The organism is Flavobacterium yafengii (assembly GCF_030010375.1).
Lineage (GTDB): Bacteria > Bacteroidota > Bacteroidia > Flavobacteriales > Flavobacteriaceae > Flavobacterium > Flavobacterium yafengii.
This window is the reverse complement of record NZ_JASCRY010000002.1, coordinates 134249-146683: the sequence shown is the minus strand read 5'-3', so window position 1 is coordinate 146683 and position 12435 is coordinate 134249. Positions and strand designations below refer to the sequence as shown.

Below are 12435 nucleotides of genomic sequence, written 5' to 3'. Positions count from 1 at the left end.
TAGTCAGAAAATCTTTGAAATCTTTTTAATCTGTGGCAAAAAAGATAACCTTAGTCCGCTTAGCGGACAGTCATAAAAAAAATTTATAAAAAGACTAAAATCCTGTTTTAAATAAATTTGCATTTTTAAAGTTTCTCGTAATAAATTCAAAAGCAGCACTCATAATATTACCCATTGATTTCGCTTTTTTAAAATTCAAATCATTTGTGTAACGGTATAATTCTAATTGCAATTGCTTCAAATGTTCCTCCGGAGCGATAACATCATCTCCCATAATTTGCAATAATCTTTTAATACGATTTTCGGCAGAATGGATTCTTTTGGCAAGAACCGCTCTTTCTTCGTCTTTATATTGCTCGATTGAACTGTTTTGAAGTTTGTCTTTAACCAATTTTACCATTGGATAATTTTCTTTGAAAAATTGAGGTCGGTAGACTTTAAAATTCCCTTCATAACATTGTTGGTCAAAATCGATGGCGCGTATTTTATAAACAACATGGTCAAAATCATGTGTAGGAACAATTACATAATTATAAGAACGCATATCCCCCAACAATCGTATCATGCAACGCTCGTTGAATTTCACAAACTCTTTTGCAATTTGCGATTTTTCAATTTCGGTACAATCAGCCAAAAGTGTTTTTATAAAAACATCACCCGGAATTCCCATGATGTGCTCCTCTATCAACGTGTCATTGTACACTAAAAAATTGATTTTATCTGGTGATAGAATGTGCTCGAGTTCAAGTCCGTAAATACGGGAAGCATCTGCTTTCTTGATATAAAAATGAGTGTAATTATCATTCAGAATATTTCTGACTTTAATTCGAAATGGTTTCGAGTTTCCAAAAGTACAATAATCAATGGAATCCACATTCAAAAATTTAAGAATCCCCAGATTACCATCAGAATGCAACAGCGAGTAGATTTTTTTTAGAGTTAAATCAATTTCTTGTCTTTCAAATTCATTGTAATACACTCTAATCCATAAAGTGTCCTCATCGTTTTTATCATAGACGTTCACAGATCCTGAAAAGCGCAATAAATCATCGTAAAAAATAGAAACTTTTGACAAACGGTCGAAACGTTCCAAGTATTCCAAAAGTGATTTGTTTATTGGATACGATGGTTTTTTAAAAAGCATTACTGGCTCACTACTCATTGGAAAAAAATTTAATACAAATTTACAATAAATTAAGCCGTTGAAGGGTATTCCTTTTTAAATATATGTTTACAAGCAATTGAGTAAATGGAAACATAAAATTTTCTGTAAAGCGTTTATAAGTCCCAAATATTTTAATTGATAAGACCTAAAAAGAAGATAAATTCGATAAAAAATGCAACTACTTAATTATTAGATAAAAACTAACTTTTTTGTTCATTTTGAATTTAAAAATAAAAAAATAAGTACCTAAATATAAAGTCTTTAGCTGTTATTTAATAAAAAAAAATTACAAGTCCGCTATTTTTTATGTTAAAAATCGTTCCTACCAAGATATAAACTTTATATTTGGTTGTCCCCAAGACTATTAAAATATTTAAACCCTACTGATGATAGATAAGCTTGAACTCTATTTCAAGGCTGCACAATCAGCTAAAATTGGAATATGGAAAATAAACCTACAAACCGATGACGTATATTGGGATGCTGTTACGAAATGTATTCTTGAAGTTCCTGAAGATTTTGAACCTGTTAATGGAAATGGAATTAATTTTTATACAGAAGGCGAAAATAGGGATCGGATAAAATTCCTTATCGAAAGAGCAACCTACGAAGGGATTTCATTTGATGATAAATTTCAGATTACTACAGCTAAAAACAAGATTAAGTATATTGAATGTATATGTCAAGTAGAAGTTATTGACGGAAAACCCATGAATTTATTGGGTACATTTCAAGACATCACAAATGAGCAGAATTTAATAAACGAATTGCAGTTAAGTGTAGAGAAATTTTCCTCAATTTTTACTAGTGCCAATGACGCTATTTTTATCATTGACACCTCAAACGGAATAATTACTGACTGTAATCCCAGATCATCCGAACTTACAGGATACAAAAATTCTGAATTGATGGGTTTGCATAATTCAAAATTATTTCCAGTTGAGTTTAGAACAGAGCTTCGGTTATTCTTGAAATATAATCTAGACCGAAATGAGTATACCGTCAATGAAACATACATCAAAACAAAATTCGGAGAAACAATACCTGTTGAAATAGCTTCCGGAAAAAAATTTCAAGTCGCTAACATAACGTATTTAGTTTGTTTCATTAGAGACATTAGCGAAAGAAAGAATGTTGAAGCTAAATTGAGTTTGTTATCACTTGCGGCTTCTGAAACCACAGATACTATTGTAATTGCAAATGAAAAAGGAAAAGCAATATGGGCAAATCAAGCGTATTTAGATCTTACCGGTTTGAATATGGAGGAAATAATAGGGCAAAAACCAGGCTATTTATCCAAAGGTCCTGAAACCGATTTAAGTGCTTCATTAGTAATGAGAAAAGCAATTAAAAACAAAGAAAGTATCAAAATAACGATACTAAATTATAATAAAAACAAAGAGAAATATTGGTTTGAACTAAATATTACTACCGTATTTGACAGTAATAACAATTTCGTTAATTTTGTTGGTGTAGGCAGAAACGTTACCCATAGAATTGAAAAAGAATTTGAACTTAAACGATTATTGGATGTAACCAGTAGTCAAAACAATAAATTATATAATTTCACCCACATTGTTTCCCATAATATACGCTCCCACACGAGTAATTTATCAATGGTAGTGGACGTGATTGAAAATACAGATGATATTGCGGAGAAGCTTTCTTATTTTGATTTATTTAAAGAAGGAACAGAAAAACTGTCTGAATCAATTGAATATTTGAATGAAATTATAACCATTCAACAAAAAACAAATATCGAAAAGACTAAGATTCAGTTAAAGAATGAAATCGAAAAAACTAAAAAAGCGCTAAGTTTAGCCATTAAAGACAGTCAAATAACAATTACGCATACAATCCCCGAAGGATTGATTGTCACTGCAATACCTGCTTACTTAGATAGTATTTTGCTGAATTTATTTACAAATGCAATTAAATATAAATCTCCAGACCGTAAAGCTACTTTAGATATTGATTATGAAATCATATAGGACTATACTGTTATTAACTTTAGAGACAATGGATTAGGCTTGGATTTGAAAAAAAATAAGCATAAACTTTTTGGAATGTATAAAACATTTCACGGCAATGAAGATGCAAAAGGAATTGGATTATTTATAACCAAGAACCAACTCGAAGCTATGGATGGAAAAATTGAAGTAGAAAGCGAAGTAGGTCATGGTTCTAATTTTAAAATTTATTTAAATGAAAAATAAATTAACGTACATTATTGATGATGACAAATTAACGGTGAAATTAATGAGCATTCTCATCTCTAAAAGTAAATTTTGCGAAGAAATACATTCCTTTAATAATGCTCAATTTGCCATTGATAAATTAAAAGAAAATTGGAATGATAGTGCTATTCTTCCTGATGCTATTTTACTTGATTTAAATATGCCCGTGATGGATGGATGGCAGTTTTTGGATGAATTTATTCATTTGCCCATAAAAAAAGAAATTTCAATATTTATCATGACTTCTTCAATTGACCCTGCTGATATAGAAATGGCAAAAAAATATGATGTGATAAAAGATTACATCATGAAACCTATTACTGCTAACAAATTAGATATGTTATGCAAACTAATTTCTGAAATAAACTAATTTAAATTTAGCGGTAACAATTTCCCATCTTGTTCGTCCTATATTAAATCAAAAAGATGAACCCATTGGAAACTATACTTTCTATCAAAAATCTCAACAAACGTTATGGCGCACTTCAAGCCCTAAAAAACGTTTCTTTCGACATACATAAAGGCAATGTATACGGAATTCTAGGTCCTAACGGCAGCGGAAAATCAACAACTTTAGGAATAGTTTTAAACGTAGTCAATAAAACCTCTGGAGAATACAGCTGGTTTAGTGGTTCAATGGAAACGCATGAAGCCCTAAAAAAAGTAGGCGCCATTATAGAAAGACCAAATTTCTATCCTTACATGACTGCTAGGGAAAATTTAGAGCTGGTTTGTAAAATTAAAGGAATCAACTATGCAAAAGTCAATGAAAAACTTGAATTAGTAGGTTTAGTAGATAGACAAAACAGTAAATTCAGTACTTTTTCTTTAGGAATGAAACAGCGTTTAGCGATTGCTTCTGCCCTACTGAATGATCCTGAAATTTTAATTCTTGATGAGCCCACAAACGGTTTAGATCCTCAAGGGATTCATCAAATTAGAGATATCATCAAACAAATTGCCTCAAAAGGAACTACTATTTTACTCGCTTCTCATTTATTAGATGAAGTAGAAAAAGTATGCACTCATGTTTTGGTTTTAAGAAAAGGAGAAATTTTATATACTGGTTTAGTGGATGGCATGTCAGCAAATGAAGGCTTTTTTGAATTACAAGCTGATGAGACTGAAAATTTAATCCTAGCCGTAAAAACTCATCCTGCTGTTAAAACGGTAGTAAATGAGGATGGGAAAGTTTTAGTTTATTTAAAAAATGATTTGGAAGCGAAAGAATTGAATCGATTTCTTTTTGAAAAAAATATCGTACTAAATCATTTGGTAAAACGTAAAAACAGCTTAGAAGAACAATTTTTAGAACTAACAAATTCTAACCCAACTTTCAAAAACTAAATCATGAAAAGATTACTCTCAATAGAATTACAGAAAATTTGGAAAAACAAAGCCAGTCGTGTTTTAACATTGGCTTATTTTATTCTCTTAACTTTTATAGCATTAATAGCCTCCATAAAATTTGATCTTGGTATTTTTAAATTTCATCTTGCTGAGATGGGAATTTTTAATTTCCCTTTTATATGGCATTTCAACACATACATCGCAGCCGTATTAAAACTGTTTTTAGCGATCGTTATTGTCTCCATGATGGCAAATGAGTACAGCTACGGAACATTAAAACAAAACTTAATAGACGGAATGAGTAAAAAGGAATTTATTAAATCTAAATTTCTAACAGTTGTTTTGTTTGCTACAGTATCAACTATTTTTGTTTTTATAATGTCACTCATTTTAGGACTTAGCTATTCTTCCTATACTGAATTTAGTATCGTCTTCTCTGATTTAGAATACCTCTTGGCATATTTTGTAAAACTGGTTGGTTTTTTCTCTTTCTGTTTATTTTTAGGAATATTGGTGAAACGCTCTGCTTTTGCATTGGGATTTCTTTTAGTTTGGAATATCATCGAAGGAGTTATCAATGGGGTTTTAACTTTTAAAGTATTCCCAAACAGTACTACCGCAGCATCTATTACTCAGTTTTTACCGTTACAATCCATGTCGAATTTAATAGTAGAACCTTTTAGCAGATTATCTGTCGTGAAAAATCTGGGAACTCAAATTGGTTTGGATAATATTAAAGAATACAATGTTACTATATTGTCTATTATTATTGTATTATTCTGGACTGCGATTTTTATTTTCCTTTCCCATCGATTATTAAAAAATAGAGATTTGTAGTATCTTTACACATGATGAAATGTGTAAAAATAATATTATTTTATATTTTTATTAGTTGCGCTGTATTTGATGCAACCGCACAATCTATTTCAGTAAATGACTCTTTTACAGCGCAACAACTTGTTGAAAATATTTTAGTAAACAGTTCTTGTGCTAATGTTTCTAATTCCGTAGTAAAAGGAGATCCATTTTCCGGCATTCAAAACAGCAACGGGTATTTTAATAATCAAGGGGGCAGTTTTCCTTTTAAAGAAGGGGTTCTTTTGAGTACTTGGAGTAGCCAAAATTCCAAAGGCCCTTTTGTAAGAAGCTTGGGAGGAGGAAATTCTTCTTGGCAAGGAGATACTGATTTAGAACAAGCATTAGGAATAACAAATACAATAAACGCAACTGTTTTAGAATTCGATTTTACTGCTCTTACAGATTTCATAAGTTTTAATTATATATTTGCTTCTAATGAATACCAAGATGATTTTCCGTGTAATTATTCTGATGGTTTCGCCTTTTTAATCAAAGAAATAAACACTGCTTCTTATATCAATTTAGCAGTACTTCCTGGATCTTCTACTCCGGTTTCATCAAAAAGCATCCACCCTTTAATTAATCCTATTCCAAATTCAACCGAACCCATAAAAAGCTGCGGGCCAGAAAACGAATTTTATTTTGGTGGCTTCAACACTGCAGCCAGTCCAATAAATTATGCCGGACAAACTAAAGTTTTAACCGCTCAAACAAAAGTTCAACCGGGAAAAACATATCACATAAAATTAGTCATCGCAGATCAGAGAAACCAATATTTTGACTCCGCAGTATTTCTTGAAGCGGGAAGTTTTTTACCAAAAATTGATTTGGGACCAGACCGATTATTAGCAACAAACAATCCTATTTGTTTTGGCAAAAGCTTTAGTATTGACACAAAACTACCTGCGAGCTTAGGCTACACTTACAAATGGTTTAAGGATAATGTAGAATTTACGAACAACTCTTCTTCCTATACCGCTACAAGTCCGGGTATTTATAGAGTTGAAGTGCAATTGACATCCAGTTGTATCGCTACAGAAGAAATAAAAATTGAATATACTTCAGAAATTATTTTAAATGACACCTCGCTTTCACAATGCGACATCGATAACGATGGAATATCCATTTTCAATTTAACCAAAGTCGATGCCATTGTAAAAAATAATGCGAGTAACTTAGGTGCCGTTGTTTATTATGAAACTTTAGTTGATGCTCAAGCAAAAATTAATCCAATTACAAATCCAGCAACATACAGTAATAAATTAGTCAATCAGTCGGTATTTGCAAGAGTGAGCAATTCATTTAACTGCGCAAATTATGCCGAAGTAGAGCTGATTATTTCAAATAATGCTATTGCAGTTTTAAACCCAATTACAACTTGTGATACCGATGGTACAAATGATGGTTTAGCCCAATTTGATTTAAACACACAAGTAACTCCTCAAGTAATAATAGGTTTACCAGCTGGTTTAATCGTAGAATATTATTTAAACCCAACAGATGCCTTAACCCAACAAAATCAGTTACCAACTATTTTTAAAAATACGATTCAAAATCAACAGACAATCTATTCAAAAATTCTAAACGGTCCTGACTGTTACGCAATTACTCCAATAGTTATTAAAGTAAACACCTTTGACCCGCCTAATTTTCAAGAGGAAACTTTTATTTTGTGTCAAGCTAGCGCAATTAATTTAACTGTTAATACAGGGTTTTCAAGCTATCTATGGAGTACCGGAGCCAGCTCAAATACCATAACCGTTACTAATCCTGGAGATTATACGGTTACCGTTACGAATTTTGATGGTTGCGAAAAAATAAAAAAATATCATGTTATTACTTCCGGAATTGCAACAATTACAGATGTTACAGTGAATGATTTTGAAAGAAATGAAAATTCAATATCAATTGTATATACGGGAATTGGAGATTATGAATTTTCTATAGATGGAGCTTTTTTTCAGGATAATCCAATATTTGATGGAATTGCACCCGGAGAATATTTAGTTTATGTCAGAGATAAAAATGGCTGTGGTTTATCAGTTCCATTTTTAGTTTATGTTTTAGATTATCCTCGTTATTTCACGCCGAATAATGATGGTTATAATGATATTTGGCAAATTAAAAATCTGGATAATTTACCCCAATCAACTCTATTTATTTTTGACCGTTACGGAAAATTATTAAAACAATTAATTGCTTCAGACTTGGGATGGAATGGTACTTTTAATGGGTTTGCTTTACCTACAGATGATTATTGGTTTCATTTGAATTTAGAAAACGGCAGAATAATAAAAGGTCATTTTTCATTAAAAAGATAATCTAAATTTTGCTATTTTTAGCACATGAAAAAAACATTACTCTTACTCATTACCCTTTTTTCCATAAGTTGTTTCTCGCAGTTTAGCAAAACACATTATATTCCGCCGTTAACCTGTGCTACAAATTTAGCAGGAGATCATTATTTATACATATCCACACCAAGTACCACCGATGTTAATTTCAAAATTATAGCAAACGGAGGTAGCATAATAACCGGTGTTGTCAAAAATACTATTCCATATATTTATTCTATTGGACAAGGACAAAATACGCAGTTATTCACTCCAAAAACTAGTATAGGAATTGTAACGAACAAAGGATATATAGTTGAAGCTGACGATTTAATTTATGTAAGTGTTAGGGTCAACGCAGGATTTGCTTCTCAAAACAACTCCTATAATCATGCTGGTGGATTAGTCTCAAAAGGAAATAGCGCTCTGGGGAAAGAATTCAGATTAGGAGCGATGCTAAATCCAGTTTACGATCAAAGTGTATTAAATTTCGCTTCGATACTGTCAACCGAAAATAATACTAAAGTCACTATTTCAAACATTCCAATAGGATCAATACTATCAGATGGAAGCATTATAACTGGACCCATAACTGTTACTTTAGGTAAAAATCAAAGCTATGTTTTGGCTTTGGAGAATTATAGCAATACTATTTCCAATAGTTCAACCATGATTGGTGCGTTAGTAGAATCTGACAAACCTGTAGTTGTCAATTCTGGTTCTTTTGGAGGTAGTAACAGTACTAGTACAAATGGAAGAGATGTAGGCTTTGACCAAATTGTCCCAACAGAAAAAACCGGCAAGGAATATATCTTTGTAAAAGGACTTGGAACTGATGAATTAGAACGGGTTTTATTAATTGCAAATGTTGATAATACCAAAATTTTCGTTAATGGCTCTGCGATCGCTGTTGCCACTCTGAATAAAGGACAATATACCGTTATAGACGGAAACCAATTTATAAATGGCAATTTATACGTTTCTACCTCCGAAAACGTATCGGCTTATCAAAGTATTGGTGGAGATTCTTCATCAGCCAATCAAAACTTATTTTTTGTACCACCCTTGAATTGTGCAACGCCAAGCATAGTAGATAATATCCCTTCCATTGAATCGATAGGAAATACGTTTTACAATGGTGGTTTAAACATTGTGACTGAAGCTGGTGCCACCGTAACCATAAACAACAATCCAATCAATAATAGCACCGCTATTCCTGTAACAGGAAATACAAATTATGTGAGATACACTGTTTTTAATCAAACGGGGAATATTGCTGTAAAATCCACGAGACAAGTTTATGTTTCTTACTTTGGAACAAATGGCGCTGCAACTTATGGCGGTTATTATTCAGGATTTGATACGAAACCAGAAATTGTAACTGATAAAATTACAGTATCTAATTCAGCATGTATCCCAAATATTGTTTTAAAAATCAGCACTTTATCTTCTTATGATACTTTTCAGTGGTATTTCAATAACGATCCAATTATTGGTGCAAATTCAAATTCTTACACCCCAACCCAACCCGGTTATTATCAAGTAAAAGGAAGTATTGTGGGCTGTCCAGATATAGTTCCTATCTTCTCAGATAAGATTCCGGTCAGCGATTGTCCATTAGATTCAGATAATGACGGAACAAATAACAACATTGATATCGACCTAGATAATGATGGCATCATAAATAATTTTGAAGCCAATATTTCGCTGTTAAACCAGTCTAATACAACCTCAAGTTCCGATTATACAGCTATAATTACGGGAAGCGGAACAATTACTGGAAAACCATTTTATGGATTTGTTTCAGAAGTTCCTGCTGGTATAACAAATAGTGTTGTATACACTCTGAATCTTACAAAAAATCAAACTATAAACATTAGTTATATAGCCCAAGACAGTCCAACTCAAACTACAGCTATTTCCGAATATATAAATGGAGAAGGTGATTTTATTTTACAAGTCCCAACAGATAAGACCATTACTTTGACTGATCCGCTAAATCAATTACTTGTTGATACTAATTATGATGGGATTTTTGAAAGCGGCGTAACCGAATTTTCTTCATTCGAAATCCGATTTCGATTAAATAGCATAACACCATTAACTCCGGGCTTGGGTAACTTTCAATTTTCATCTTATCTCACTAATTCCGTAAAATTAACGCATAATAATCTATCCGAAACAGCTGTTAATAAAGCTATCTTCATGATTAACCGTATAGAAACTTTTGATTCTGATTCTGATACAATTCCAGATTTATTAGATATAGACAGTGATAATGATGGAATTCCAGATACAATTGAAGCACAAGGAAAGGATTTTAAAATTTTTTCTGGAACTGATTCCAATAAAAATGGTCTTGATAATGCTTTTGAACCTGGATTAATTCGAATTAACACTGATAATGATGTTTTCAATTCTTTTCCTATTGTATATGATTTATTAGATTTAGACAGTGATAACGATGGAATTTTTGACTTAATCGAGTCAGGCAGTACAGTTATTGATGTTAATAACGATGGAATTATAGACGGCCCAACTGCTGCTTTTGGTACAAATGGTTTATTTGACGGACTTGAAACGAGTCCGGATAGTGGTAAACTAAATTATACCATTACTGACACCGATTCAGATGGAACTTTTAATTATATCGATTTGGATAGCGATAATGATGTTTGCTTTGATGTTATCGAGGCTGGTTTTAATGACCTTAACAATGATGGGATATTAGGAAATAATCCCCTGACTATTACTACTAAAGGAAAAGTTACGAGTGGTGTGGGTTATACAACTCCTAATAACAATTATGTAATTGCAGCGCCAATAGAAATCACTTCTCAACCCCAGGCAAACCCAACTTGTGAATTAGAAAACACAACAATCACAGTCCTTGACAATGGCGGAAATACCTATCAATGGCAATTGTCTATTGACGGAATAAATTGGAATAATATTCTAAATAATGCGACGTATCAGAATGCTACAGCAAAAACCTTAACATTGATAAAAGTGACTAATGCAATGAATGGTTACAAATACAGAGTGAAACTGGATAAAATTGGAAACTCATGTGGCTTGATTTCTTCCGAAACTACTTTGACAATTTATACTTTACCGGTAGTCAATACTGTCACAATAGTTCAATGTGATGACGATACAGATGGTTTCTCTGATTTTAATCTAACAGTAAAAAACAATGAGATATCGTCAAATTCGACATCAGAAATTTTTACCTATTACACATCACAATTGGGAGCTGAAACAGCCGACATGGGGAAATTAATTTCTAATCCTTTGGCTTTTACAAATACTACCTCCGGTGGCATGCCAGTTTGGGCGAGAGTAAAAAACACTAATGAATGTAGTAGTGTCGTACAAATTAACTTAATAGTTTCTACCACTCAAATTCCAGCTTCATTCACTCGTACGTTTTCTACCTGTGATGACTTAGGGGCAGAAAATGACGATACTGACGGAATCGCAACTTTTGATTTCAGTAGTGTAACCAGTGATATTTTAGCTATTCTTCCTTCATCGAGTTCTTCTTATTCGATAAAATTTTATAAAAATGAAGCCGATGCTTTATCAGAGAATGATGAAATAACAAACACTTCAAATTACAGCAATAATGGATATCCAAACGAACAAAAAATTTGGGTTCGCGTAGAAAGTACATCAGACAATGCATGTTATGGATTGAGTCCAAGAGTTACTTTAACAGTAAATCCAAGACCTGATATTGATACAAACACTGATTTTGATGAAAATGAATTAGTATGTTCAAACCTTCCTACTTTCTTTGTAAAATTAGATTCCGGAATTCAAGATGGCACTGCCAGTACTGACTATACGTATGTCTGGACAAAGGATAATGTCATTTTAACTTCTGAGACAGGTTCTACATTGAATGTAAACGCAGAAGGTAATTATACGGTAGAAGTTAGCTCACTATCTGGTTGTAGCAGAATCCGAACTATAAAAGTCACGGCCTCTGATATAGCAGAAATAACAAGTATTTCAATTGTTGATTTATCAGATGCAAACTCAATTACGGTAAATGTAACTGGACAAGGACAATATCAATATAGTCTGGACGCCCCTTCTGGTCCTTTTCAAGATTCTAATTTCTTTGATAATGTAACTGCCGGAATTCATGAAGTATACATTAATGATAAAAATGGTTGTGGAACTGCGAGTCAAACAATCGCTGTAATTGGTGTTCCAAAATTTTTCACTCCAAATGGAGATGGTTATAATGACTATTGGAATGTAAAAGGAGTAAATGAAAATTTCAATGGAAATTCAATCATTTATATTTTTGATCGTTACGGTAAGCTTTTAAAACAAATTGTTCCCTCTAGTCAAGGATGGGATGGCACATTTTTAGACCAACCTTTATCCTCAGACGATTATTGGTACTCCATAAAATTAAATGATGGTAGACAAGCTAAAGGACATTTTAGTTTGAAAAGATAAAATAAAAAATGTTTTT

At 32.3% G+C, this 12435-nt stretch carries 8 protein-coding genes; 7 read left to right on the top strand and 1 reads right to left on the bottom strand.

Annotation, left to right across the window (positions count from 1 at the left end):
- Nucleotides 1–94: 94 nt before the first annotated feature.
- The gene (locus QLS97_RS08175; protein ID WP_282715773.1) at nucleotides 95–1162 is read right to left on the bottom strand and encodes a hypothetical protein; all 1068 of its coding nucleotides are present in this window, start codon (nucleotides 1160–1162) and stop codon (nucleotides 95–97) included.
- Nucleotides 1163–1551: 389 nt separating this feature from the next.
- Between QLS97_RS08175 and QLS97_RS08170 the strand changes: the two genes are divergently transcribed.
- From QLS97_RS08170 to QLS97_RS08140, 7 genes are all read left to right on the top strand, one after another.
- Complete coding sequence (locus tag QLS97_RS08170; RefSeq protein WP_282715772.1) at nucleotides 1552–3156, top strand: PAS domain-containing sensor histidine kinase; 1605 nt, start codon at nucleotides 1552–1554, stop codon at nucleotides 3154–3156.
- 39 nt (nucleotides 3157–3195) lie between these two features.
- Nucleotides 3196–3381 carry an ATP-binding protein gene (locus QLS97_RS08165; protein ID WP_345956940.1) on the top strand — a complete coding sequence of 62 codons (186 nt, stop codon included), beginning with the start codon at nucleotides 3196–3198 and terminating at the stop codon, nucleotides 3379–3381.
- Nucleotides 3371–3772 carry a response regulator gene (locus QLS97_RS08160; protein ID WP_282715769.1) on the top strand — a complete coding sequence of 134 codons (402 nt, stop codon included), beginning with the start codon at nucleotides 3371–3373 and terminating at the stop codon, nucleotides 3770–3772. Before QLS97_RS08165 ends, QLS97_RS08160 begins: the two co-directional genes overlap by 11 nt.
- Before the next feature lie 65 nt (nucleotides 3773–3837).
- Entirely contained in the window at nucleotides 3838–4749 is a 912-nt protein-coding gene (locus QLS97_RS08155; protein WP_282716476.1) for an ABC transporter ATP-binding protein, read from the top strand.
- 3 nt (nucleotides 4750–4752) lie between these two features.
- The gene (locus tag QLS97_RS08150) at nucleotides 4753–5589 is read left to right on the top strand and encodes an ABC transporter permease (RefSeq protein ID WP_282715768.1); all 837 of its coding nucleotides are present in this window, start codon (nucleotides 4753–4755) and stop codon (nucleotides 5587–5589) included.
- Between the two features lie 11 nt (nucleotides 5590–5600).
- A complete protein-coding gene (locus tag QLS97_RS08145; RefSeq protein WP_282715766.1) occupies nucleotides 5601–7931 on the top strand; it encodes a T9SS type B sorting domain-containing protein in 2331 nt (776 codons plus the stop codon).
- 24 nt (nucleotides 7932–7955) lie between these two features.
- Entirely contained in the window at nucleotides 7956–12419 is a 4464-nt protein-coding gene (locus QLS97_RS08140) for a T9SS type B sorting domain-containing protein (protein WP_282715765.1), read from the top strand.
- Nucleotides 12420–12435 lie beyond the last annotated feature (16 nt).

Coding starts and splice junctions, on each gene's coding strand:
- QLS97_RS08175 (WP_282715773.1), bottom strand. CDS start 1,162: ATGAGTAGTGAGCCAGTAATGCTTTTTAAAAAACCATCGTATCCAATA.
- QLS97_RS08170 (WP_282715772.1), top strand. CDS start 1,552: ATGATAGATAAGCTTGAACTCTATTTCAAGGCTGCACAATCAGCTAAA.
- QLS97_RS08160 (WP_282715769.1), top strand. CDS start 3,371: ATGAAAAATAAATTAACGTACATTATTGATGATGACAAATTAACGGTG.
- QLS97_RS08150 (WP_282715768.1), top strand. CDS start 4,753: ATGAAAAGATTACTCTCAATAGAATTACAGAAAATTTGGAAAAACAAA.
- QLS97_RS08145 (WP_282715766.1), top strand. CDS start 5,601: ATGATGAAATGTGTAAAAATAATATTATTTTATATTTTTATTAGTTGC.
- QLS97_RS08140 (WP_282715765.1), top strand. CDS start 7,956: ATGAAAAAAACATTACTCTTACTCATTACCCTTTTTTCCATAAGTTGT.